The sequence below is a fragment of the Mycolicibacterium hodleri genome, from assembly GCF_025822245.1.
Taxonomy (GTDB): Bacteria; Actinomycetota; Actinomycetes; order Mycobacteriales; family Mycobacteriaceae; genus Mycobacterium; species Mycobacterium hodleri.
Window position 1 is genome coordinate 104,878 of the sequence record NZ_JACKTL010000030.1, and the last position, 23,919, is coordinate 128,796.

The 23,919-nt window shown below is 68.9% G+C and carries 26 protein-coding genes and 1 tRNA gene; 11 read left to right on the forward strand and 16 right to left on the reverse strand.

Features of this window, described 5'->3' with window-relative positions; translation table 11 throughout:
• Positions 1–13: 13 nt before the first annotated feature.
• From H7J06_RS12315 to H7J06_RS12325, 3 genes are read right to left on the reverse strand one after another with little or no spacing between them, the layout of a single operon-like run.
• Positions 14–871 (reverse strand): DUF4097 family beta strand repeat-containing protein, encoded by an 858-nt coding sequence (locus H7J06_RS12315; RefSeq protein WP_264039145.1) that lies wholly within the window; start codon positions 869–871, stop codon positions 14–16.
• A 21-nt stretch (positions 872–892) separates the two neighbouring features.
• A complete protein-coding gene (locus H7J06_RS12320; RefSeq protein ID WP_264039149.1) occupies positions 893–1,537 on the reverse strand; it encodes a response regulator transcription factor in 645 nt (214 codons plus the stop codon).
• A complete protein-coding gene (locus H7J06_RS12325; RefSeq protein WP_372515295.1) occupies positions 1,525–2,829 on the reverse strand; it encodes a sensor histidine kinase in 1,305 nt (434 codons plus the stop codon). Before H7J06_RS12325 ends, H7J06_RS12320 begins: the two co-directional genes overlap by 13 nt.
• 154 nt (positions 2,830–2,983) lie before the next feature.
• Here H7J06_RS12325 and H7J06_RS12330 point away from each other — a divergent pair, with 154 nt between their 5' ends.
• Both H7J06_RS12330 and H7J06_RS12335 read left to right on the forward strand, forming a co-directional pair.
• Positions 2,984–3,409 (forward strand): DoxX family protein, encoded by a 426-nt coding sequence (locus H7J06_RS12330; protein WP_264039150.1) that lies wholly within the window; start codon positions 2,984–2,986, stop codon positions 3,407–3,409.
• A 54-nt stretch (positions 3,410–3,463) separates the two neighbouring features.
• Positions 3,464–4,345 carry an LLM class flavin-dependent oxidoreductase gene (locus tag H7J06_RS12335; RefSeq protein WP_264039182.1) on the forward strand — a complete coding sequence of 294 codons (882 nt, stop codon included), beginning with the start codon at positions 3,464–3,466 and terminating at the stop codon, positions 4,343–4,345.
• Positions 4,346–4,354: 9 nt separating this feature from the next.
• On the opposite strand, the gene H7J06_RS12340 is transcribed toward H7J06_RS12335, so the two are convergent.
• The 7 genes from H7J06_RS12340 to nthB form a co-directional block, all read right to left on the reverse strand.
• Positions 4,355–5,332 (reverse strand): phytanoyl-CoA dioxygenase family protein, encoded by a 978-nt coding sequence (locus H7J06_RS12340; protein WP_264039151.1) that lies wholly within the window; start codon positions 5,330–5,332, stop codon positions 4,355–4,357.
• A gap of 233 nt (positions 5,333–5,565) precedes the next feature.
• A complete protein-coding gene (locus H7J06_RS12345) occupies positions 5,566–6,651 on the reverse strand; it encodes a substrate-binding domain-containing protein (RefSeq protein ID WP_264039152.1) in 1,086 nt (361 codons plus the stop codon).
• Positions 6,652–6,754: 103 nt separating this feature from the next.
• Positions 6,755–7,195 (reverse strand): MarR family winged helix-turn-helix transcriptional regulator, encoded by a 441-nt coding sequence (locus H7J06_RS12350; RefSeq protein ID WP_264039153.1) that lies wholly within the window; start codon positions 7,193–7,195, stop codon positions 6,755–6,757.
• An 82-nt stretch (positions 7,196–7,277) separates the two neighbouring features.
• Positions 7,278–7,796 carry a DUF1097 domain-containing protein gene (locus H7J06_RS12355; protein ID WP_264039154.1) on the reverse strand — a complete coding sequence of 173 codons (519 nt, stop codon included), beginning with the start codon at positions 7,794–7,796 and terminating at the stop codon, positions 7,278–7,280.
• A 10-nt stretch (positions 7,797–7,806) separates the two neighbouring features.
• On the reverse strand, positions 7,807–8,181 hold the full coding sequence (locus H7J06_RS12360; RefSeq protein WP_264039156.1) for a nitrile hydratase accessory protein: 375 nt from the start codon (positions 8,179–8,181) through the stop codon (positions 7,807–7,809).
• Complete coding sequence (gene nthA, locus H7J06_RS12365; protein ID WP_264039157.1) at positions 8,182–8,772, reverse strand: nitrile hydratase subunit alpha; 591 nt, start codon at positions 8,770–8,772, stop codon at positions 8,182–8,184. It abuts the gene before it with no gap.
• Between the two features lie 34 nt (positions 8,773–8,806).
• Positions 8,807–9,502 carry a nitrile hydratase subunit beta gene (nthB, locus tag H7J06_RS12370; RefSeq protein WP_264039158.1) on the reverse strand — a complete coding sequence of 232 codons (696 nt, stop codon included), beginning with the start codon at positions 9,500–9,502 and terminating at the stop codon, positions 8,807–8,809.
• Positions 9,503–9,758: 256 nt separating this feature from the next.
• Between nthB and H7J06_RS12375 the strand changes: the two genes are divergently transcribed.
• Genes H7J06_RS12375 through H7J06_RS12385 form a run of 3 tightly spaced genes read left to right on the forward strand, consistent with a single transcriptional unit; the run spans position 9,759 to position 11,793 of the window.
• Positions 9,759–9,986, forward strand: coding sequence for a CbtB domain-containing protein (locus tag H7J06_RS12375; RefSeq protein ID WP_264039159.1), 228 nt, complete (start codon positions 9,759–9,761; stop codon positions 9,984–9,986).
• Between the two features lie 12 nt (positions 9,987–9,998).
• Positions 9,999–10,811, forward strand: coding sequence for a CbtA family protein (locus H7J06_RS12380; RefSeq protein WP_264039160.1), 813 nt, complete (start codon positions 9,999–10,001; stop codon positions 10,809–10,811).
• On the forward strand, positions 10,798–11,793 hold the full coding sequence (locus tag H7J06_RS12385; protein WP_264039161.1) for an acetamidase/formamidase family protein: 996 nt from the start codon (positions 10,798–10,800) through the stop codon (positions 11,791–11,793). The genes H7J06_RS12380 and H7J06_RS12385 overlap by 14 nt, the downstream gene beginning before the upstream one ends.
• Here H7J06_RS12385 and H7J06_RS12390 read toward each other — a convergent pair.
• The 6 genes from H7J06_RS12390 to H7J06_RS12415 all read right to left on the reverse strand — a co-directional run bounded on the left by H7J06_RS12390 (position 11,790) and on the right by H7J06_RS12415 (position 16,584).
• A complete protein-coding gene (locus tag H7J06_RS12390; protein ID WP_264039162.1) occupies positions 11,790–12,443 on the reverse strand; it encodes a class II aldolase/adducin family protein in 654 nt (217 codons plus the stop codon). The two genes, H7J06_RS12385 and H7J06_RS12390, sit on opposite strands and share 4 nt — an antisense overlap.
• Positions 12,440–13,477, reverse strand: coding sequence for a zinc-dependent alcohol dehydrogenase (locus H7J06_RS12395; protein WP_264039163.1), 1,038 nt, complete (start codon positions 13,475–13,477; stop codon positions 12,440–12,442). The genes H7J06_RS12390 and H7J06_RS12395 overlap by 4 nt, the downstream gene beginning before the upstream one ends.
• Entirely contained in the window at positions 13,474–14,985 is a 1,512-nt protein-coding gene (locus H7J06_RS12400; RefSeq protein WP_264039165.1) for a xylulokinase, read from the reverse strand. The genes H7J06_RS12395 and H7J06_RS12400 overlap by 4 nt, the downstream gene beginning before the upstream one ends.
• On the reverse strand, positions 14,982–15,812 hold the full coding sequence (locus H7J06_RS12405; RefSeq protein ID WP_264039166.1) for a DeoR/GlpR family DNA-binding transcription regulator: 831 nt from the start codon (positions 15,810–15,812) through the stop codon (positions 14,982–14,984). The genes H7J06_RS12400 and H7J06_RS12405 overlap by 4 nt, the downstream gene beginning before the upstream one ends.
• 95 nt (positions 15,813–15,907) lie before the next feature.
• On the reverse strand, positions 15,908–16,312 hold the full coding sequence (locus H7J06_RS12410) for a DUF3291 domain-containing protein (RefSeq protein ID WP_264039167.1): 405 nt from the start codon (positions 16,310–16,312) through the stop codon (positions 15,908–15,910).
• Between the two features lie 196 nt (positions 16,313–16,508).
• Positions 16,509–16,584, reverse strand: a tRNA-Arg gene (locus H7J06_RS12415).
• Between the two features lie 160 nt (positions 16,585–16,744).
• Here H7J06_RS12415 and argS point away from each other — a divergent pair.
• The 6 genes from argS to H7J06_RS12445 all read left to right on the forward strand — a co-directional run.
• Complete coding sequence (gene argS, locus H7J06_RS12420) at positions 16,745–18,397, forward strand: arginine--tRNA ligase (protein ID WP_264039168.1); 1,653 nt, start codon at positions 16,745–16,747, stop codon at positions 18,395–18,397.
• Positions 18,394–19,815 carry a diaminopimelate decarboxylase gene (lysA, locus tag H7J06_RS12425; protein ID WP_264039169.1) on the forward strand — a complete coding sequence of 474 codons (1,422 nt, stop codon included), beginning with the start codon at positions 18,394–18,396 and terminating at the stop codon, positions 19,813–19,815. The genes argS and lysA overlap by 4 nt, the downstream gene beginning before the upstream one ends.
• Positions 19,815–21,146 (forward strand): homoserine dehydrogenase, encoded by a 1,332-nt coding sequence (locus H7J06_RS12430; RefSeq protein ID WP_264039170.1) that lies wholly within the window; start codon positions 19,815–19,817, stop codon positions 21,144–21,146. Before lysA ends, H7J06_RS12430 begins: the two co-directional genes overlap by 1 nt.
• The gene (gene thrC, locus H7J06_RS12435; RefSeq protein WP_264039172.1) at positions 21,143–22,225 is read left to right on the forward strand and encodes a threonine synthase; all 1,083 of its coding nucleotides are present in this window, start codon (positions 21,143–21,145) and stop codon (positions 22,223–22,225) included. Before H7J06_RS12430 ends, thrC begins: the two co-directional genes overlap by 4 nt.
• A gap of 16 nt (positions 22,226–22,241) precedes the next feature.
• Positions 22,242–23,213, forward strand: coding sequence for a homoserine kinase (thrB, locus tag H7J06_RS12440; RefSeq protein WP_264039183.1), 972 nt, complete (start codon positions 22,242–22,244; stop codon positions 23,211–23,213).
• A gap of 302 nt (positions 23,214–23,515) precedes the next feature.
• The coding region (locus H7J06_RS12445) for a Rho termination factor N-terminal domain-containing protein (RefSeq protein ID WP_264039173.1) at positions 23,516–23,919 on the forward strand (404 nt) is incomplete at its 3' end.

A 23,919-nucleotide genomic window follows, 5' to 3' on the forward strand; every position in this document is an offset into this window, starting at 1 on the left:
CCAATGTGTCCGGTTAACGGCGGGCGTCGACGGAGACGCTTCCGTCGTCGGACCGCACCGTCACCTCCGACGCGGCCCGCGCCGGGTCGGTCGTCTCCGGGACGTCGACGGACGTGGCGTCGCCGGAACGGGTGCGGACGAGATAGGGCCCCGGCGCCGGAAGCGTGATCGCGACGTCACCGCTCCTGGTCGTGGCGGCGACCCTGCGCGGGGCGGGGTCGGCGAACGCCACCGCGACGTCGCCGTCGACGGCCTCGACGGTGAAGGACTCTGTGACCGACACCGGCCGTCGGGAGACCACGTCGCCGTCGCGCGCGGTGACGTCCACGACGTGCACGGCACCGTTGAGGACGACGTCGCCGTCGGCGCTGCGAGCTACCAGCCTGTCGAGGTTGGCGTCGACGGTCAGCGTGCCGTCGTCCTGCCGGGTGCTGACCGAGAGGGTGGCCGCCAACGCCGGTGGCAGGGTGATCGTCAGATCGCTCGGACCGCCGACGTCGACCACGTGGGCCGAGCCGGGGGTGACGCGGACGCGTGTCTCGCGGGCATCGGAGGTCACGTCGAGGCTGGGTCGGGCGCCCCGCGAGGAGCCCACCGTGCGAAGGTCGGCGCGGGCGGTGGCGGCGTCCGGGTCGGACGTCACGTGGACGGAGACGTCGGACGCGTCGACCACCAGTGAGCGCATGTTGCCGGGCAGGTCCTTGCCGTCGGTGGTCACCCGTAGTGAGGCGATTCCGAAGGCCGCCGCGACGAGGGCCACGACGCACCCGACGACCAGCACCGAGGCGGCGATGACCAGCAGGGCGCGCAACGCGGTGCGGTTGCCGGGGGTGAGTGGCGGCGGAGCGGACGGGGGAGCGATGGTCGTCATGGCGAAAGGCCTTTCAGTGGTTCAGGATTCGAGATAGCGGAGAACGGCGAGGACGCGTCGGTTCTCGCTCTCGTCTGGCGTCAGGTTCAGCTTCGTGAAGATCGAGGCGATGTGCTTCTCGGCCGAGCCCACCGAGACGTGCAGCGAGGCGGCGATGGCGGAGTTGGCCCGTCCCTCCGCCATCAGTTGCAGCACCTCGAGTTCGCGCGGGGTGAGCGAGTCGAGCGTGGAGCGCTGGCGCGACCGGACGAGGATCTGCGACACCACCTCGGGGTCGAGCACCGTGCCGCCACCGCCCACGACGGCGACCGTGTCGAGGAACGACGGCACGTCGGCGACGCGGTCCTTGAGCAGGTAACCGAAACCCCTGGTGTCCGAGGCGATCAGGTCGGCCGCGTAGCGCTCCTCGACGTAGTGCGACAGGACCAGTACCGGCGACTCGGGGTTCTGGCTGCGCAGCAGCGCCGCGGCGCGGATGCCCTCGTCGGTGAACGTCGGCGGCATGCGGACGTCGAGGATCGCGAGGTCGGGTCGCAGCTCGTTGACGAGGCGCAGCAGGTCAGTCGCGTCGGACACTCCGGCCACCACCTGATGCCCGGCGTCGGTCAGGATGCGTTCGATGCCCGCCCGCAGCAGCGCGGAGTCCTCGGCGATTACGATCCGCATGGCAGCACCGCCGTCACGATGGTGGATCCCGTCACCGGGCTGGACACCTCGAACGTGCCGCGCGCCGCCGCGACCCGCTCGCCCAGGCCACGCAGACCCGTCGCGTCGTCGTCGGCGGTGGCCGTCGCACCGCCCACGCCGTCGTCGTAGACCGACACGAAGAGCGCGTCGCTTGCCTCGTCCAACCGGACCGTGACGACCGCCTGGGTGGCCCGTGCGTGTTTGGCCACGTTGGTCAGCGCCTCGGCGACGACGAAGTACGCGCACGCCTCCACCTCGTCGGGAAGACGCCTCGGCAGGTCGACGTTCAACGTCGTTGGAACGCCCGAGGTTTCGATGCGCTGCACCACCGAGGACAGCGCGGCGTCCAGGCCGCGGTCGGGCAGGATGGTCGGCGCGATGCCGCGGACCACGTTGCGCAGTTCGACCAGTGCGCTCTTGGCGTCGTCGTGCGCCTCGCCGATGAGTTTCTTGGCCTGAGGCAGGTCGGTGTCGAGCTTGGTCTGGGCGAGACCGATCGTCATGGCCAGGGACACCAATCTGGGCTGCACGCTGTCGTGCAGGTCGCGCTCGATGCGGTGGCGTTCGGTCTGCGCCGAGGACACCGCGCCGCGGCGAGCGTCGGTGAGCGCACTGACCTCGTGCTGAAGTGCGGCAGTCGCCGACGGGGGCAAGAGCCAGCGGTCGACGGCAGCGTCGACGACCGGGGCGAAGACGACGATGGCGACCGCGGCGACCAACGCGACGACCGCGAGCACCCAGGCCAACGGCGCGGAGGGCAACCAGAGGTTGGCGTCGACGTCGCTGCGGTGGACCGCCGTCACGATCGCCGGGCCGGCGATGGCGAACGCCAACAGCGCCAAGGCAATACCCGATGCGAGGAGGTCGTAGACCAGCCGTAGATAGTGGTGCGCGACGACCTTCCAGAACCGGGCGCTGCTGACGTCGAGCCACAGTTGGTGGGCCCACCGCTGAAAGCCGTCGTACGGCGAGGTGCGGCGCGGGGGAACCGGGATGCCGAAGCCGAACACCGCCTCGCTGCGGATGCGTTCCACCCGGTCGACTCCGCGGACGAGATAGACGAATACGACGCCGGCGGCGGCGAATCCGACGACCGACGGTATCGACGAGATGGCGATCACGGCGACCGTCAGGGGAATCCAGAACCAGACGACGCCCAGCGCGGCGCCGGTCAGCATCGAGGCCGACGGCACCACGCCGATGCGGCGGACGGTGGCGGTGGCGTCGTCGTCCTGGCGGGGGAGTGGCATGTCGAGGGTCGTTGCAACCATGCCTTCAACCTAGGGAGTCGCGACGCCCCGCGGGTATGGCGTTTTCCCACGACCTTCGTGGGGGATAACCCCCGGCCCACCGCGACCGATGAGTTTCCTCGCCCGGCACGGTCTGCCCCGGTACCGAACACATCGACAACCGAGGGGCCCTTCCGTGAACACGAACGTCGACACCACCACCGCCGTCACTTCCACCACCACGTCCCGGCTCGGCGCCAAGGTCGGCGTCGTGATCAGTGTGCTGGTCGGGGCCTTCCTGACATTCGACGCCGTCGGCAAGCTGGCGGGCATCCAGCAGGTCAAGGAAGGCACCGAGGCGCTGGGCTTTCCGGCCGGTCAGGCGTTCGTCATGGGCGTGGTGCTGACGGTGTGCGTCGTGCTCTACGCGATCCCGCGCACCGCGGTGCTCGGGGCGCTCGGGATCACGGCGTATCTCGGCGGGGCCGTCACCGCCAACATGCGGATCGAGGCGCCGCTGTTCAGCGCCACCCTGTTCGCCGTCTACCTCGGCGTGCTGATGTGGGTCGGCATGGTGCTTCGCCGTCCCCAGCTGCTGACGGTGGCCGGGCTCACTCGCTGAAGTCTGCAACGTCGACGCCCGTCGGCGTGCCAGAATCCGGTCGTGCACATTGGAATGACGCTGCCGGTGATGGAACCCGACGTCGACGGCGCCGTGCTCGAGCAATGGGCTCGCATCGTCGACGAGGGTCCGTTCAGCTCCTTGTGCTGGGGTGAGCGCATCGCCTTCGGCAACCCCGACTCGTTGACGTTGCTGGGGGCGGTGGCCGCGTGGACCAATCGGGTCCGCCTGGTCACGACGGTCGTCGTGCCGCAACTGCACGACCCCGTCATGCTCGCGAAGGGCCTCGCCACCGGCGACATGCTCAGCGGCGGACGGCTGACCGTCGGCATCGGCGTCGGCGGCCGCAAAGAGGATTACGACGCCGTCGGCGCGGACATGGAGACCCAGACGATGCGCGGCATGGCCGAGCGCGTCGAGATCATGAAGCGCGTCTGGGCCGGGGACAAGGTCACCGAATCGGTGCTGCCCGTGGGTCCCTCACCCGTGCAGCCCGGCGGCCCTCCGCTGTTGGTCGGAACCATCGGCCCCAAGACCGTTCGCAGCGCGGCGACGTGGGCAGGCGGGATGGCGGGGACGACCCTCGATCTCGACGTCGCGGCGCAGAACGAGTTGTTCGACGTCGCGCGGGCCGCCTGGCGTGACGCTGGCAAGCCGAAACCCCATCTGGCGACGTCGTTTTGGTTCGCCATGGGGGAGGGCGACGAGCCCCGCGCACAGATGCACCGGCACCTGAGGCGCTACATGAACTGGATTCCCGCCGAGTTCGTCGACGCGATGGCGCCGACGACGGGATGGGCGGGGAACGAGGACGACCTGCGCGACGTGCTTCGCGCCTTCGAGGCCATCGGGACCGACGAGATCCACCTCATCCCGACGAGCACGGACGTTGACCAGTTGCGCCGAGTTGCCGACGTCGCCAAGGACTTTGCCTGACGCGCCAGCTCAGGCGACGCCGGCCCGCCGGCCCCGACCGACGCAGAGTGCGTCCCACTGTCGCGGCGAAAGGCGTTCCCGCAGCTGGTCGACGGCGCGGCGCGGCAGCATCAACCGCGAGTACGCGTAATACGGCGACCTGCTGGAGTAGGCGAACGTCACCGAATACCGCTCGGTGTCGGTCGGTGGGAAGACACGATGGAACACCTGCCCGGTGTCGACCAGAACGGCCGTCATCCGTGGACCGGTGACCTGCGCCCATTCGTGACGCGGCACCATGGCGTGCATGTCGTCGTCGGGCACGCCCCGCACGTCGAGGCGGCGCGACCCGCGGATCTTCGAGCTGTGGGACTGGTGGATGTAGCCGAAGGGCCCGGCGCCGGCGTCCACGTCGCTGAGGTAGACGATGACCTTGAAGATTCGTCGATCCTCGTGGTCGAGGTGCCAGCGCCGCACGACCTCGTGGTTGCCGCCGGACGCCGACCGGACCAGTTCGCGCTTGACCTCCATGCCGAGATAGCGCACGGGCAATCCGATGTGGCATTCGGCAAGGTCGAGCAGGTGGTCGGAGAGCCCCCACGTGAACAGGGTGGGGTCGACGGCAAGCTCGCGCGGCGTGGCCTTCACGCACGGCGCGTCGACGCCCTTGCGGCGCAGCAGTGTGACGAGGCCGTCCGCGGAGTCGACCACGTCGGCGGGGAGCTCGGCGGGGCGCACGGCGACGCCGGCGTCGTTCAGCTCGGCAAGCACGTCGAGCTGAGCCGCCGAGGGGAGGGGCAGGTGGCCGGCGTGCTGAGACAGTCGCTTCTCGTATCGACGGTCGCTCACCTGGCTGATCAGCGGCAGCCGGGTCCCGGCGCGGCGGAGGAACGCCCCGCGGCGCCCGACGGCGCTGATTGCTCGGGTCATCAGCGCGCGGGTGGCGTAGGCGGTGCCGGTCGGCGAGACGTCGGCGTTCCCCACGGATGTCAGCGGAAGCAGTGCCACGGCGATCCTCCGGATGTAAACCATACTTTCGCCCCGATTTCCGTGACGATTGCTAGAACTTACCATCGGTGAGTGATACTCGGCAGCACCAAATACTCTGCAATGGATCTTGAACTGGTCAGATCGCGATAATCCGGTTAAACGGCGTCAGACTGGCGACGTGGCAAACAACTTTACGAAGTCAAATCATCCCGCCATTGATTTGCCAAAAGTGCACGAACGTGTGTCGAGTGCTACGCGGCGGAGATCCGCTGACGGACCTCGAAGTCCATTCCCACGGCTTCGGCGACGTAGATGTCCTGCGACATCTGATTGCCGCGCATGGTGACCTCGCCCCGGGGGCTGACGTAGGTCAGGTTCTCGGCGGCCAGATTGAGCTCGGGAATCGCCAGTGACCCGGCCCTGGTGGCCAGAGTGATCAGCAAGGTCAGCGCCTCGTAGCAGGACTCGCCGATGCTGTTCAAGGCGGGCGCGGCGGGTCCGAAGCGGGCGTAGTAGCGCCCGGCGAAGTCCATGCTCGCCGCGGTGTTGAGCGCCTCGAAGTAGCCCGCGGAGGCGAACAGTCCGTCGTTGCTCTCCGATCCGCTGGCCATCAGCATGTTCTCTTCGACGTGCGGGCTGAGTCGGGGCACCGCGGTCGCCATGCCGGCCGCGGCAAACTGCCGGTTGAACTCGACCCCGTCGCCGCCGACCAGCAGCAGCAGCACGCCCGAGGCGCCGGTGGTCTCGACGTGTCGGATGGCCGCGCTGAAGTCGGACGTGCCCAACGGGAGGTACAGCTCTCCGACCAGGGGGCGACCGCGGGACCGTGCATGCAGCCGCGCGGCCGTGCCCGTCTCGCGCGGCCAGACGTAGTCGTTGCCGATGACGACCCAACGGTCGACCCCGTACTCCGTGTTCATCCAGTCCATCGCGGGCAGGAGTTGTCGCGACGGCGTCTCGCCGGTGAGGAACAGTCCGGGTGTGCGCTCGCCGCCTTCGTAGAGCGGGCCGTAGACGTAGGGCACCCGGTTGGCGGTGACTCTCGCCACGGCCTGCCGCACCGGCGAGATGTGCCACCCGGTGACCGCGTCGACGGCACCGAGTTCGATCAGTGCGGCGATCTCCGCCGCCACGGCTGACGGCGCCCGGCTGCCGTCCACCGGGATCAGTCGGATGCGACGCCCGAGCAGACCCGCACGTGAGTTGACGTCGGCGATGGCGAGTTCGGCGCACGCCTCACAGGACGGCCCGTAGATGCCGGCAGGCCCACTTTGGGGGACCACGAGGGCGACGTCGAGAGTGTCACGTGACGGGCCGACGGGGACTTGGCCGTACACGTCCACCTCCGTCCACTCGTGCGTGGCACCGATCTTGAATGCCCGCGGTTACCGCGGCATTTCCTGGGTGTTCGCGGTGTGAAACGTTGCAATCGACCGTCGCTCAGCGGCCGGACACCGGCAATTCCGACACCCGGGCGAGCGTCGCGAGAAGCTGGCCGGCGGTGTCCTCGCCGAACTCGTCGACCAGGGCGGTCTTCAGTGACGCCTCCTGTCGCGTCAGCTTGCGCACCTTCGTCTTTCCCTTCGCGGAGAGGTACACCAGCACTCGGCGGCGATCCATGGCGTCGACGCGACGAAGGACGAACCCACCGTCGACCAACTTGTCCACGATGCGCGTCAGCGTCGGCGGCGCCACCGACATCGCCGCGGCGATGTCACTCATGGTGAATCCGTCACCGCCGCGCAGCACCCCGAGTACCCGCCAGCCCTCGACGCTGCTCACGTCGGCGTCGAGCAAGCCGGTCGAGAACGCCTCGGTCCACCAGCGTCCCACTCGGAACAGCACCTCGGAGACGCTGTCCATGCTCGTGGTGGTGGGCATGGCCCCTCCTCCTGACGCGGTCGTCGTCATTCCGAATTGTGTTTCCGGCCAGCATATCCGGCCCCGGTGCGGTACGCCGAACTCACGCCGGTTGCCCGGATTCGACGATGCGAACACCGCCCAGTTTGGCGATCACGGACGCTCCCCACTCCGACGCGATCCCGAACGCGGCTCCCACCAACGCGGTGACGGCCGCGATCAGTGCCGGGTTGGACACCCCCGGGGTGAGGATCCCGTTTCCGGTGGCGGCGATCGTGCCGACCGTCATGGCGAAGCCGAACACGATCGCGGGGGTGGCCGACAGCCACGGAAGCCGGGACACCTGAACCATTGTCAGACTTCCGATTCCGACCGCCACGGCCAGCAGGACGGCGCTGGACGTGGCGCTCACGGCCAGCAGCGTGCACGTGGCGATGAGGATGCCCGCCCAGTTGCAGGCGACGGACTTCGCCAGGCCGGAGGGACCGGATCCGACGAAGAAGAACGACGCCCACGCCAGGAACAGCACCCAGACCGGAAGCAGCCAGACGGTTGCGGTCAGCCAGGTGGACAGGGCGCCGAAGATTCCGACGCTGACGGAAAGCGCGGTGGCCTTGCTCATGTCGGTGCTCCTAGTGGTGATGCGGGTGGTCGTGGTCGTGGTCGTCGTGCGCGAGCAGCGCCGCCTCGGTCACGGTCCGCTCGTCGAGCGCCGTTGCGTCGAAGAACTGCTTGGTGGCCGCCAGTCGGCAGAACGCCTCGCCGAACTGGCGGTAGTACACCGCCGGATCGCAGACGTCGGTCAGTCCCGACTCGTCGATCACCGCGATCAAGTGCTCCTTGAATTCGTCCCACTCGAAGGCGCCCGCCTTGCAGAGGTGCACCACGAGGCCGAACAGCCGCCCCTGCCATGGCGCGTCGAAGACCAGTTCGCCGTTCGACCGTGGAAGCGCCGAGGCGCCGTGCCAGTCGTCGAAGCCGGTGAGGTCGATCGTGGCGGTGGTCATCTAGGCCCCCGTCCCGACCAGCGCGGTGCCGACCATGGAGTCGCGACTGATCAACGGCATCAGGTCGTCGACCGTCATGCCGTCGGTGCCCTCGGGACGTTGCGGGATCACCAGGTACCGGATCTCGGCGCTGCTGTCCCAGACGTCGATCTTGACGTCGTCGGGCAGCTCGACGCCGAATTCGGCCAGGACGCTTCGGGGTTCCTTGACCACCCTCGCGCGGTACTGCGGGTACTTGAACCACGCCGGCGGAATGCCGAGCAGGGTCCAGGGATAGCAGGAACACAGCGTGCAGACGACGACGTTGTGGCGTTCGGCGGTGTTCTCGACGGCCACCATGTGCTCGGTCTGCAGTCCGGTGAAGCCCATGTCGGCGATGGCGGCGGTCGCGTCGCGCAGCAGCCACTCCTTGTACTCCGGGTCGGTCCACGCCCTGGCGACGACCTTCGCGCCGTTGACGGGCCCCATGTCGTTCTCGAACGACGCGACGACCGCGTCGACGGCCTCGTGCTCGGCCAAGCCCTTCTCGACCATCAGTGACTCCAGCGCGTTCACACGCGCCTCTACGTCGGTTAGTGAAAGCCAGTCCATCGTCGGTTCTCCTCGTCTTCGGTTGGTGGTGGGGTCAATTGGCGGGTTCGAGGTAGTCCTCGAACAGGTCGGCGTACAGGTCGAATTCCTCGACGGCGGCGTCGCCCCACAGTTCGGTCGAGGTGAACCGGACCATGTAGAGCTGGTGTGGCACCTCGGTCTGCTGGTGGGCACTGGCTGCGGGGTCGTGGAACGCGCCGTACTGCTTGGCGATCACGCCGGTGGCGCGGTTGAGATACCCGGGCAGCCGGTTGTGGCTGGTGTCGTGGATGTTTCGCACCCGCACGGTGGCGCCCACGTCGTAGACCGGCGGTGCCTCGGCGGGCAGATCGTGCGGGGTGCCCTTCCAGAGCACGTCGACCATCTTCTCGGCGAAGGGGGACAGAGTGGCCGGCTTCTCGGGGTGCGGCGTCATGCTCGGCGGCCCGAGTTCGGCCATCCGCGTGTCGATCTCGTCGTGGGTGATGTACCCCTTGTCGTTGAGCAGCTTCTCCACCGAGAACAGCCAGTGCGCGTAGTAGGTGGAGTCGGTGTAGTCGCTCCATCGCATCAGCTCGATGCCGTGGCGCTGTTCGTCGAGGTTGAACGCGCCCTTCGCGATGGCCATCGCGGTGACCGCGTGCATCCGGCCCTCGAACGGGTAGCGCCAGTCGGGTATGCCTGGCTCGAGGAACTCCGTGGCGATGGGGCCGAGACCGTCGCGGCCTCCGACGTCGTGTGGACCGTGCATGTCGGTCGTCTCCGATCTTTAGTTCATGATGGAAATACTTCCACTGAACAACTAAACCGACCCCGGTGGCGGTTCGCAATCCCTACGGCCAGCTCGTAACGCAGGGTTTACAGGAGCCACGGGCGCTTGTTAAGAACTCGTTTCGGGCGACGGCTTCAGCGGGTTTCGGGTTGACGCGGACCGCAGGCTGCCCAAGACTCGCCGCTACGCGCAATAGTTGCGTGATGGAACTATCTCACTCAGGAGGATCCGCGAGATGACTGCTTCCCACGAGTCGGCGGCACGCTGGAGCGGCGCCGTCGAGGCCCCGGACAGCACGGTGGTCGGCACGGCGCTATGGCTCACCGGAACGACGGTGCTCGCCCTGATCGCCTACTACTTCCTCGGCTACGACCAGGGGGCGGTGTCGGTGTTCGGCGCCGACACCCACGTCCACGAGTTCGTCCACGACGCCCGGCATCTGCTCGGCTTCCCCTGCCACTGAACGGGATTCGACATGGAGAAGAAGTACATCGGCCTCGGGGTGGCGTCGGGGGTGGTCGCCGGGCTGGCGTCCTTCGCCTACGCACGCCTCCAGATCTCGCCGCTGATCGACCAGGCCATCGGCTACGAGGAGGGTCGCGCCCATGCCGAGTCGGCCCTGACCGGTGACCACGGCCACGCGCACGAAGTCTTCACCAGGGCGCTGCAGGAAAACGTCGGCGCGGGCGTGGGCACCCTGGTGTTCGGCGCGGTGATGGGCGCGCTGTTCGCGGTGGCGTTCAGCGTCCTTCTGGCCGTGCTGCGCCGGCACGGAATGGCCGTCGACCCCCGGACGGCGGCGGTCCTGCTCGCCGTCGCCGCATTCGTGTCGACCACCGTGATCCCGTCGCTGACCTACCCGCCGAACCCGCCCGGCGTCGGTCTCGAGGACACCATCGGCGACCGGACCACCGCCTACCTGGCGATCGTCGTCTCGTCGGTGGCGCTGGCCACGGCCGCCGTGGCCGCCGGCCTACGGTCGGCTCCTCGCCTCGGTGGCTGGCAGTCCGGGATCGCCGCGACGGCCGGCTACCTGGTGGCGGTGGCGACGGTCATGGCACTCATGCCGTCCTTCCACGAGGTCCCAGGACCCATGACGGGGCCCGCCGGGGACGTCGCGTTCACCGGGTTTCCCGCAGAGGTGTTGAGCGAGTTCAGGATCGACTCCCTCGTGACGCAGGCCATTCTGTGGTTCGTCATCGCCGCGGGCTTCGCGGTGATGCTCCCTCGCATCGCGCGCCCGCGTTCTGCTCGACCGTTCGTAGGAGCTGCGCATGGCCGTCGTTGAATTCACGCCGACCCCGGAGCAATACGTCTGGACGTTCGGGGGAGCCCAACCGGTGATGGAGGTGGCGCCGGGGACCGTGCTCAAGCTGTGGACCGAGGACGCCTTCGCGGGTCGCGTCACCTCCAGCGCCGACAAGCCCAGCGAGGTGCTCAACCCGAAGGAGCTCAACCCGCAGACCGGTCCGTTCTACGTCACCGGCGCCGAGCCGGGTGACACCCTCGCCCTGCACGTGGTGTCGCTGGAACCGGCGCGTGACTGGGCGGCGTCCACCACCATCCCGCTGTTCGGCGCCCTGACCGGAACCGACCGGACCGCCGGCCTGCAACCCCCGCTGCCAGAGCTGACGTGGATCTACCAGATCGACCGGGCCGCAGGGGAAGCCACGTTCGTCGCCCACGAATCCGACTTCACCATGACGATGCCGCTGGCGCCGATGCTGGGCACCGTCGGCGTCGCACCCGCGCTGCGCGAGGTACGCACCACGCTGGTGCCCGACTACTTCGGGGGCAACATGGACACCCCGGAACTGCGGGCCGGGACGACGGTGTACCTCGGCGTCAACGTCGACGGTGCGCTGTTCTCCGTCGGCGACGGTCACTACCGGCAGGGCGAGGGCGAGACGTGCGGCACCGCACTCGAGGGTGCGATGAACGTGACGATCGTCGTCGACCTGATCAAGGGCGGCGCACCGGCGTGGCCCCGACTCGAGCACGACGACGCCCTGCTGACCGTAGGCTCCGCACGTCCGCTCGAAGACGCCTGGCGCTGTTCGCAAGTCGAGATGGTGCGCTGGTTGACCGAGATGTACCGCCTCGGCCCGATGGACGCCTATCAGGTGTGCAGCCAGCTGTGTCAGTCTCCGCTGGCCAACGTCGTCGACGTCAACTACAGCGCCGTGACCAAGATCGCCAAGTCGCTGCTGCCGCAATCGGATCCGTACGCGGGGACGCACGAACGTTTGCGGGCGGTGACCCTGGGCTAGGTGGACGTGGACTCCTGTCCGTAGCCGGCGAGTCGGCGGCCGACCTCGGCGATCTCCTCCTCGGAGAGCACCCGCACCGGGGCGCCGCTGGCCATCGCACGCAGCTGTACGTCGCACACGTACTCCAGGTACGCCACCATGCTCAGCACCTTGGGCAGGGCCGCCCCGACCAGGACGGCACCGTGGTTGCCCATCAGGGCGGCCGTGCGGTCGCGCAGCGCCGCGGTGACGTTGTCGGCCAGCTGGGCGGTGCCGAACGTGGCGTACGGCGCCACTCGGACCGCACCGCCGAAGAGGGCCGAATAGTAGTGCGACGCCGGCACTTCGTCGACCACGGTCGACAGTGCGGTCGACGCCGGGCCGTGGGTGTGCACCACGGCGGTGTGGCTCGTCTCCCGGTACACGGCCAGGTGCAGAGCCAGCTCGCTCGACGGCTGCAGCACCGCGTCGACCGGCCGACCGTCCAGGTCGTGGATGCCGACGTCGCCCGGTGTCATCGCCTCGTAGTCGACGCCGCTGGGTGAGATGACGACCAGGTCGTCGACCCGGATCGAGACATTGCCCGCCGTGCCGACCACCAGGCCCGAGCGGCTGAGGGACAGGCAGGATTCGACGACCTGCCGGCGTTCGGACTCCAGACGAAGGCTCATGGCTCGAGGATGTACTTCGAACCGCGGCCGGCCGCCATGTCCTCCAGACTCGGCACCAATTGGTCGAGCGGTCGGCGTTCGGTGACGAGCATCGACCCGTCGACCTTGCGGCTCGCCAGCAATTCGACGGCCGTGCGCACGTAGTTCGGGGTGTGGTGGAAGACGCCCTTGAGCGTGTACTCCTCGTAGTGCATGGCACTCGAGTCGACGGAGAACGGTGCGCCCTTGGGCGTCCCGCCGAACAACACGGCGGTCGCACCCGGGCGCAGCGTGCGCACGGTCTGCTCCCACACCTGAGGCAGACCGACCGCTTCGATGCCGACGTCGGCGCCGCGTCCGTGCGGCGTCCGGGACTTGATCAGCGCGACGCGGTCCTCGAAGTCCGGCACGTCGGACAGGTCGATCACGTCGACGGCACCGGCGAGCTTGGCCTGCTCGAGGCGCCAGGGGGACTGGTCGACGGAGATGACGTTGGCGCCGCGCAGCGTGGAGAGCCGCACGAACATCAGGCCGATGGGACCCGCGCCGTGAACCACCACGGTGTCGCCCAATTCGATTCCGGTCTCGGCCATTCCGTGCACGACGGTGGCCAGTGGTTCCAGCGGGGCGGCGTCGGCGAAGTCGAGGTCGTCGGGCAGCTTGTAGGTGTTGCGGGCCACGATCGCGGCGGGTATCACCACCTCCTCGGCGAACGCACCGTTGAGGAATTCGAGGTTCTCGCAGAGACTCTCGCGGTTGCGGACGCACGCCCAGCAGTGCCCGCACGGCACGGTGTTGGCGGCGGTCACGCGGTCGCCGACGGCGAACTGGTCGACGCCGTCCCCGACAGCGGTGATGACGCCGGCGAATTCGTGGCCGAAACGCGCTGGCAGGGTGGGGAACAGCTTCGGGTGCCCGCGCCGGTAGGACTTCAGGTCGGTGCCACAGGTCGCGGCGGCCCGGACCTCGACCAGCACCTCACCCGGTGCGGGTTCGGTGGACGCGACGTCCTCCAACCGTAGGTCCCCTGGCCCGTAGAACATGGCCGCTCTCATCGTTGGTCTCCTAGTGATAGGTCGTGCAGGTCGTGAAGCAGGTCTTTGGTGTTCGAGTAGAGGCGTTCGTAGATCGACCGCAGGTCGGCATAGGCCGCGGCGGCCCACGGCCGGGGTTCGACGACGGCGTCGGTGCTGGCCAGCGCGGCCGCCGCGTCGGGCAGTGAGGCGTATTCACCGATGGCGGTTAGCGCGATCGCGGCCGCGCCGAGTGCGCTGACCTCACCGGCGGCGCGGACCTCCAGCGGCCGGTCGAAGACGTCGGCGAGGATCTGCGTCCACAGCGCGCTGCGCGCCCCGCCGCCCATGGCACGCAAAACCTCGACGCGTTCGCCGCGCGCGGCCTCCAAACCGTCGAGCTGCATGCGCAATTCGAACGCGATGCCCTCGAGCAACGACCGGTAGAAATGCGCGCGGGTGTGGCAGCCCTGCCAGCCCAGCGTCACCCCCGACGCCTGGCTGTCCCAGTGCGGGGTCTGCGCGGCGTTCCAGTAGGGCAGGGTCAGCAACCGTTCACTGCCGACGGGCAGCGCGGCGGCGTCGCGTTCGAGCGCGGGATCCGGCGCGCCGGCCAGGTCCGGGTCGCCGAACTGCTGGCGGAACCACGTCGACAGGTAGGTGCCCGACGAGCTGAACGTCTCGACGGTGGTCTGCCCCGGCATCGCCGAGATCATCGACCGGTAGGCCCGGGCCGGCAGGTACGCGGTGGTCTCGCTGCCGATCACCACGGCGGTACCCAGGACCAGGTAGGCGCTGCCCGGATCGGTGACGCCGAGGCCGAGCCCGGCGGTTTGGCCGTCGCCGGTGCCGGCGATCACCGAGACGCCGTGGGAAAGGCCCCACCCGTCGGCGACCTCGGGGCGCAGCGGTCCCAGCGACGTGCCGGTGGGCACCAGGTCGGGAAGCTGGTCGCGGCGCAGCCCGGCGAGTTCGAGCAGTTCGTCGGCGTAGTCGCCGGTCGCCTGGTCCAGCAGCGCGAGCGGGTCGACCGAGGCGGTGCTCGACGTCCAGCGTCCGGTCATGGCGTGCACCAGATAGGTGTGCACGTCGGCGACGTGGGCGCTGCAAGAGAGGGTTTCGGGCTCGTGGTCGCGTAGCCAGAGCAGCTTGTAGAGGCCGGGGGTGATGTCGGCGGGCTTGCCGCAGAGCAGCTCGACGCGGTCGGTGCCGTAGCGCCGCGCCTCGGCGTGCGCGCGGCCGTCCATCCAGAGGATCGCCGGCCGCAGGGGCTGGCCGTCGGCGTCGAGGCAGACGAAGCTCTCGCGTTGGTGGGTCACGCAGATCGCGGCGACGGACTCCCGGTCGTCGACGTGGGTGAGTGCTTGGCGCACCGCGTGATCGGTGGCCGTCCACCAGTCGGGGGCGTTCTGCTCGAACCAGTGGGGGGCCGGGCTGGCGGTGGCGAGGGCGTGGGAACCCTCGCCGACGACCCGCCCGGTGCGGTCGACGACGACGGCCTTGGCGGCCGTGGTCGAGCAGTCCACGGCGACGACCAGTGGGGAGTTCATGGCAGTACCTCGTCGGAAATGGTTGCCGTGCTTGACCGAACGGCCACCACGACGTTGGCGCCGGAGTCCTCCAGTCGTTGGACCTCGTCGGGCTCCAGTCCGTCGTCGACCACGACGGCGTCGAACTCCTCGACGTCGCAGATGCGGTGCACGGCCCGGCGGGTGAACTTGGTGTGGTCGACGAGCAGCACGCTCAGCTCGGCGCTTTCGATGAAGGCGCGCTTGAGGTCGGCGGCGGCGCTCGACGGGTGAAAGCACATCCCGCGGGAGACGGCGGGCACCGACATGAACAGGACGTCGTAGTGCATGTCGCGCAGCGTGCGGACCGACTGCGGGCCGACGAAGGAGGAGAAGTCGGGCACGTAGTCGCCGCCGACGGCGTTGAGCCGGACCTCGGGGTCGGTGGCCAGCTCGTTGATGGCGGGCAGGAAGTTGGTGACCACGGTCAGTGGCAGGTGTGCGCGCAGGGCGGGCAGGACGTGCAGGGCCGTGGTGCTGTCGTCGACGGCGACGGCTTGCATGTCGACGCGCTGCAGGGCCCACTGGTACCCGGCGCGGGCGACAGCGTCCTTCTCGGTGACGTTGAGGGCGCGGCGCATCTCGACGCTGCGCTCGAACGCCTCGCTGGGGGGTGCCTCGGCGCCGGAGCGGACCTTGCGGAGCATGCCCTGAGCGTCGAGCTGGTCCAGGTCGCGGTGAATGGTCATGGTGCTGACGCCGAATCGGTCCGCCAGCTCGTCGATCCGTGCGCCGCCGCGGGACTTCACGAACGCCACGATCTCGGATCTCCGGTGGACGTGGCCGCTGATCTTCGTTGACTGCACCACTGCTCTCACCCCTTCCGTGCTCTCGCCTGTCACGCGAAAGTATCACCAAACATCACATCACAACACCATTTCTGTGAAGTTGGGTGAGGCGGCGGTCAGTGCTGGGCCTTGGCGGCTTCCTCGTCGAGTCGGCGATGGGCCTCCCGCCACGTCGGGCGACTGTCGGTCCCAGGCGTCCAGAACGCGAACAGCGATTGCGCCGTGCGTGGGGCGAAGCGCTTCATCGTCTCGACGTGGGGGTGGCCGACGACAGCCGCCTCCAGGTGCTCGCGGCTCTCCCAGGCGGAGAGGGTGAAGAAGGTGCCCTTGAGGGGCTTTGCGATCAGCGAAACGCCGAGGGCACCAGGTGAATTCAGCATCTGGCGGCGAATCCTCAAGGCGGCGACGAAGAAGGCGGGCACGTCGCGGCGGTCTCGCAACTGGAACTTGGAGGCCATCACGGTCGGGTTGGCGGTGAGGGCTGGGCGCGGCCTCGGTGTGGCCCACGGAAGTGTCGGCATGGATTGCTCCCCGGGTGGTCGTCGGTCCACTCCAGGCTCACATGCCAGTAATGACATGTCAATAGTGGAATGACGGGTCGTGTCCGTCGGCCGGTCCAACCGCAGTCGGCTGATGGACGAGTAGTGATACGGAGGAAGAGCTGGCGGTACACATACCGTGGACTTGGCGGCCAATGGTCGTTGATGCCATTTGACCTGGTGCCCCCGGCAGGATTCGAACCTGCGGCCTTCCGCTCCGGAGGCGGACGCTCTATCCCCTGAGCTACGGGGGCGCATGCTGAACCAGCAGCGCCGATTGGGCTTGCACAGCCTAACGCATGCGCGACGGGTCAAGTGCCGCCTGGGTGGCGGCAGCCCCGCCGCCTCGGTGACCAACCAGCTGCGAGTAAACGATTCGGGGAGAAACCACCCCAGACCATAGGATGGTCCCTCGTGACCCCAGCCGATCTGGCCGAGCTGCTCAAGACCACCGCCGCGGCGGTCCTGGCCGAGCATGGGCTCGACGCCGCCGCCCTGCCGGAGACGGTCGTCGTGGAGCGCCCCCGCAACCCCGAGCACGGCGACTACGCCACCAACCTCTCCCTTCAGGTGGCCAAGAAGGTCGGCGTCAACCCCCGCGAGCTGGCCGGCTGGCTGGCCGAGGCGCTCGTGGGCACCGACGGCATCGCCGGCGCCGACGTCGCCGGACCCGGCTTCGTCAACCTGCGCATCGAGGCCTCCGCCCAGGGCGTGGTGGTCGAGAACGTCCTCGCCGCAGGCGGCGCCTACGGCAACTCCGGCGAACTCGCCGGCGAGAAGGTCAACCTCGAGTTCGTCTCCGCCAACCCCACCGGCCCGATCCACATCGGCGGCACCCGCTGGGCCGCGGTCGGCGACGCGTTGGGTCGGCTGCTCTCCACCCAGGGCGCCGAGGTCGTGCGGGAGTACTACTTCAACGACCACGGCACGCAGATCGACCGGTTCGCCAAGTCGCTCATCGCGTCGGCCAAGGGCGAGCCCACCCCCGAGGACGGCTACGCCGGGGGCTACATCGCCGAGATCGCCCAGCAGGTCGTCGCCGCCGAGCCCGACGTGCTGAGCCGGCCCGCCGACCAGATCCTGGAGACCTTCCGGTCGATCGGCGTCGACCTGATGTTCACCCACATCAAGAAGTCGCTGCACGACTTCGGCACCGACTTCGACATCTACACCCACGAAGACTCGATGCACACCTCCGGCCGGGTCGACCAAGCCATCGCCAAGCTCCGCGAGACCGGCAACATCTACGAGAAGGACGGCGCAACCTGGTTGCGCACCACCGACTTCGGCGACGACAAGGACCGCGTCGTCATCAAGAGCGACGGCAACCCGGCCTACGTCGCCGGCGACCTCGCCTACTACCTGGACAAGCGCCAACGCGGCTTCGACCTCTGCATCTACATGCTCGGCGCCGACCACCACGGCTACATCTCCCGGCTGAAGGCCGCCGCGGCCGCCCTCGGCGACGACCCGGCCACCGTCGAGGTGCTCATCGGGCAGATGGTCAACCTGGTGCGCGACGGCCAGCCCATGCGGATGAGCAAGCGCGCCGGCACCGTCATCACCCTCGACGACCTCGTCGAGGCCATCGGCGTGGACGCCGCCCGGTACGTGCTGATCCGCAGCTCCGTGGACACCCCCATCGACATCGACCTCGCCCTGTGGTCGAGCGCGTCGAGTGAAAACCCGGTCTACTACGTGCAATACGCGCACGCCCGGCTGTCCGCGCTGGCGCGCAGCGCCGCCGACCTCGGCCTCGCCGCCAGCACCGCGCACCTCGACCTGCTGTCCCACGACCGCGAGGGCACGCTGATGCGCAGCATCGGCGACTTCCCGCGCGTGCTGAAGACCGCGGCGTCGCTGCGGGAACCGCACCGGGTGTGCCGCTACCTCGAAGACCTCGCGGGCGACTACCACCGCTTCTACGACTCCTGCCGGGTGTTGCCCCAGGGCGACGAGGAGCCGACCGATCTGCACGCAGCGCGGCTCGCCCTGTGTCAGGCCACCCGCCAGGTGATCGCCAACGGGCTGCAGATCCTGGGCGTGAGCGCACCGGAGCGCATGTGATGGCCCATCCCGCTGGTCCCCGCCACGCCGAGGACACCCGCCACGGCAATGCGCCCGCATGCCCGCAGACCACCGACGAGCTTCTCGCGCTGGCGCCAAACGTATGGCCACGCAACGCCGTTCGCAACGCCGACGGTGAAGTGTCCGTCGCCGGCGTGCCCGTCACCCGGTTGGCCGCCGACTACGGCACGCCGCTGTTCGTCATAGACGAGGACGACTTCCGGTCCCGCTGCCGCGACATCGCCGCCGCGTTCGGCGACGGCGAGCACGTCCGCTACGCCGCGAAGGCGTTCCTCTGCACCGAGATCGCGCGGTGGATCGACGAAGAAGGACTGTCGCTGGACGTCTGCAGCGGCGGTGAGCTCGCCGTCGCGCTGAACGCCGACTTCCCGCCGGAACGCATTGCGCTGCACGGCAACAACAAATCGGTCGCCGAGCTCGCCATGGCGGTGGACGCGCGCGTCGGCCACGTCGTCCTGGACTCGCTGACCGAGATCGAGCGGCTCGACGCCATCGCCGGCGAGGCCGGGGTGGTGCAGGACGTCCTGGTCCGCGTCACCGTGGGCGTCGAGGCGCACACCCACGAGTTCATCTCCACCGCCCACGAGGACCAGAAGTTCGGCCTCTCGCTGGCCAGCGGCGCGGCGATGGACGCGATCCGCCGGGTGTTCGCCGCCGACCACCTTCGCCTCGTCGGCCTGCACAGCCACATCGGCTCCCAGATCTTCGACGTCGCCGGTTTCGAGCTGGCCGCCCACCGCGTCATCGGCTTGCTCGCCGACGTGGTGAAGGAATTCGGCGTCGAGAAGACCGCGCAGATGTCCATCGTCGACCTCGGTGGGGGACTGGGCATCTCGTATCTGCCGCAGGACGACCCGCCACCCATGGAGGACCTGGCCGCCAAGATCGGGGCCATCGTCGTCAACGAATCGGCGGCCGTGGGCCTGCCCGCACCGAAGCTCGTGGTGGAACCGGGCCGCGCCATCGCCGGCCCCGGCACCATCACGCTCTACGAGGTGGGCACCGTCAAGGACGTCGCCGTCAGTCAGACCGGACACCGCCGCTACGTCAGCGTCGACGGCGGGATGAGCGACAACATCCGGACCTCGCTGTACGGAGCCGAATACGACGCCCGCCTGGTGTCGCGGGCCAGCGACGGGGCACCCGCCCTGACCCGCATCGTCGGAAAGCACTGCGAGAGCGGTGACATCGTCGTCCGCGACACCTGGGTGTCCGACGACGTCACGCCCGGCGACCTGATCGGGGTCGCCGCCACCGGGGCGTACTGCTATTCGATGTCGAGCCGGTACAACCTGCTCGGCCGTCCGGCCGTGGTGGCGGTGCGTGACGGAGTGTCGCGTCTGATCCTGCGCCGCGAGACGGTGCAGGATCTCTTGAGCTTGGAGGTAGTTGACTAATGGTGAACGACAACGGCGTAAAGCCGGTCGGTGTGGCGGTATTGGGGCTGGGCAACGTCGGCAGCGAGGTGGTGCGCATCATCGAGGCCAGCGCACCCGACCTCGCCGCCCGGATAGGTGCACCGCTGGAATTGCGGGGCATCGGCGTCCGGCGGGTGGCCGACGACCGCGGCGTGCCAGTCGGATTGCTCACCGACGACGTCGACGCGCTGGTCTCCCGTGACGACGTCGACATCGTCGTCGAACTCATGGGTCCCGTCGAGCCCGCACGCAAGGCGATCCTCGCCGCGCTGGAGCGGGGCAAGTCGGTGGTCACTGCCAACAAGGCATTGATGGCCGTCTCGACGGGCGAGCTGGCCCAGGCCGCCGAAGCCGCCCACGCCGACCTGTACTTCGAGGCCGCCGTGGCCGGCGCCATCCCCGTGATCCGGCCGCTGACCCAGTCGCTGGCCGGCGACACCGTGCTGCGCGTCGCGGGAATCGTCAACGGCACCACCAACTACATCCTCTCGGCGATGGACGAGACGGGCGCGGACTACGCCTCGGCCCTGGCCGACGCGAGCGCCCTTGGCTACGCCGAGGCCGATCCGACGGCCGACGTCGAGGGCTTCGACGCCGCGGCCAAGGCCGCCATCCTCGCGTCGATCGCGTTCCACACCCGGGTGACCGCCGACGACGTCTACCGCGAGGGCATCACCAAGGTCAGCTCGGCCGACTTCGAGTCCGCCCGGGCGCTGGGCTGCACGATCAAACTGCTGGCCATCTGCGAGCGAATCATCAACGACGAAGGCCAGCAACGCGTTTCGGCACGGGTGTACCCCGCGCTGGTGCCGCTGCAGCATCCGCTGGCCTCGGTCAGCGGGGCGTTCAACGCCGTCGTCGTCGAGGCGGAGGCCGCCGGCCGGCTGATGTTCTACGGCCAGGGTGCCGGTGGCGCGCCCACGGCGTCGGCGGTGATGGGCGACCTCGTCATGGCCGCCCGCAACCGGGTTCAGGGTGGACGCGGGCCGCGCGAGTCCAAGTACGCCGAATTGCCCATCGCGCCCATCGGTTTCATCCCCACCCGCTACTACGTCAGCATGAACGTCGCCGACCGGCCAGGCGTGTTGTCCTCGGTCGCCGCGGAGTTCGGCAAGCGCGAGGTCAGCATCGCCGAGGTCCGCCAGGAGGGCATGGTCGACGAGGGTGGTCAGCGGTGCGGGGCCCGCATCGTGGTCGTCACGCACCGGGCGACCGACGCCGCGCTCTCGGAAACGGTCGACGCCCTTGCCGATCTCGACGTGGTGTCGAACATCAACAGCGTGCTGAGGCTGGAAGGAACCAACGAATGAGTCCCGCGCACAGTCCGGTCCACCAACCGTGGCCGGGGCTGATCAACGCCTACCGTGACCGGCTTCCCGTCGAGGACGGCTGGACTCCGATCACCCTGCTCGAGGGTGGCACGCCGCTCATCGACGCCAAGCAGCTCTCCGAGATGACCGGGTGCACGGTGTACCTGAAGGTCGAGGGGCTCAACCCGACCGGTTCGTTCAAGGACCGCGGCATGACGATGGCCGTCACCGAGGCGGTGGCCCGCGGCCAGAAGGCCGTGCTGTGCGCGTCGACCGGCAACACCTCGGCCTCGGCTGCGGCCTACGCCGCACGCGCGGGCATCACCTGCGCCGTGCTGATCCCGCAGGGCAAGATCGCGATGGGCAAGCTTGCCCAGGCGGTCATGCACGGCGCCAAGATCATTCAGATCGACGGCAACTTCGACGACTGCCTGGAACTGGCCCGCAAGTTGACGGCCGACTTCCCGACGGTGTCGCTGGTCAACTCCGTCAACCCGTACCGGATCGAAGGGCAGAAGACGGCGGCGTTCGAGATCGTCGACGCCCTCGGCGAGGCTCCCGACGTGCACGCCCTACCGGTCGGCAACGCGGGCAACATCACCGCGTACTGGAAGGGTTACACCGAGTACCACCGCGACGGGCTGGCGCAGAAGCTGCCGCAGATGCTCGGCACCCAGGCCGCCGGCGCCGCACCGCTGGTGTCGGGGGAGCCGGTCCTCAACCCGGAGACCATCGCCACCGCCATCCGGATCGGGTCCCCGGCGTCGTGGGACTCCGCCGTCGAAGCCCAGCAGCAGTCCAACGGCCGCTTCCTGGCGGCGACGGACATGGAGATCCTCGCCGCGTACCACCTCGTCGCCCGCAGCGAAGGGGTGTTCGTCGAGCCCGCGTCGGCGGCCAGCATCGCCGGACTGCTCAAGTCGATCGACGACGGCTGGGTGAAGAAGGGTTCCACCGTCGTGTGCACCGTCACCGGCAACGGGCTGAAGGACCCCGACACCGCGCTCAAGGAGCTGCCTCCCGTCACCGCCATCGCCGTGGACCCGGTCGCCGTCGCGGCCGAGCTCGGGCTGGCCTAGGACGAATGGCACCTCGCTGATGCAGACGCTCTCCGCCGGGCTCGCGGCCACCTCGGTCGTGGCCGCCTCCAGCGCCAACCTCGGTCCCGGCTTCGACAGCCTTGGTCTCGCGTTGGACCTCTACGACGAGATCTACGTCGAGACAACCGAATCCGGACTGTGGGTGGAGGTGGCAGGCGAGGGCGAGGGGCAGGTCCCGCTGGACTCCACCCATCTGGTGGTGCGCGCCGTCGAACGAGGTCTGGAGGCAGCGGGCGTGCGCGCCGACGGCCTGATCGTCCGGTCGCGCAACGCCATTCCGCACTCGCGTGGTCTCGGGTCGTCGGCCGCGGCCGTGGTCGGCGGCTTGGCGGCAGCCAACGGTCTTGTCGCACAAAGCGATTCGACGACGTTGTCGGACGACGAGCTGGTCCAGCTGTCGTCGGAGTTCGAAGGTCATCCCGACAACGCGTCGGCGGCCGTTCTCGGCGGCGCCGTGGTGTCCTGGACCGAGGGCGACGGGCCGCAGGCGCGGTACGCCGCGGCCCGGCTGCGGCTGCATCCGGACGTCCACCTGTTTCCCGCCGTCCCCCAGATTCGCTCCTCGACCGCGGAGACGCGGGCGGTGCTGCCCGGCCACGTCAGCCACGCCGACGCCCGGTTCAACCTGAGCCGGGCCGCGCTGATGGTGGTGGCCCTCACCGAACGTCCCGACCTGCTGATGGCGGCCACCGAGGATCGCCTGCATCAACCGCAGCGGGCGGCGGCGCTGCCGGCGTCGGCGGAATATCTCGGCATCTTGCGCCGTTGTGGGGTGGCAGCGGTGCTGTCGGGTGCCGGGCCTGCGGTGATCGCGTTCAGTACCGAGCCGGAGCTGCCGGCAGAAGCCGTCGAGTACGGCGTGGCCCACGGTTTCGCCGTGGGGGAGATCTCGGTTGGACGGGGTGTTCGCTGGGCGACTGCACGAGCAGTCGGACGCGACGTCCCGCTCGCCACCGCGACCGACTAGTTGACAGGCGCCACACGGGAATCACGGTGTTTCTTGCTTCCAGCGACGATGCGGGTTATTCTCGCTTTCGTCCAGCAATCGCACCTTCTGTGCCTGCGCCTACACTAGGACGACTACCAATCCTTCTCGTGGCTGACGTTTCCCCGCATGGCGGAGAATCCCGGCGATCACCGTTGCACGCGCAATGGTTTGCGCACAGGCAATTGTGGGACATAAGGCATTCGGTAGCCGGCATTTAGCGGATCAGCTGAGTGCGACGAACCCTCGCAGAATCGGATCAGCGAGGGAAAGAAAGGAAATCCGTGTCTGATACGGACCTCATCACGGCTGAAGGCAGCAACGACGGCGTCGACCTGCCTCCCGTGAATTCACCCATCTCGGAAGCGGTTTCGGCTGCGGCCACCGCGCCGACGACCGTGGTTGCCTCGGGCGACCGCCCCACCGCCCTGACGGCGATGGTGCTCCCCGACCTGCGCGCGCTCGCCGGCCAGCTCGGCATCAAGGGTTCGTCGGGCATGCGCAAGAGCGAGCTGATCGCGGCCATTCGCGAGCACCGTGGCGACACCAACGGTGCAGCTGCCAAGGCCGCTCCGGCCCCGGCAACGGCCGCCGAGCCGGCCACCGCCGCCGCCGAACCGACTGCCAAGGCGACCGACGCACCCGCCGGTGACGCCCCCGAGCGGCCCGCCCGCGCCCGCCGGGAGCG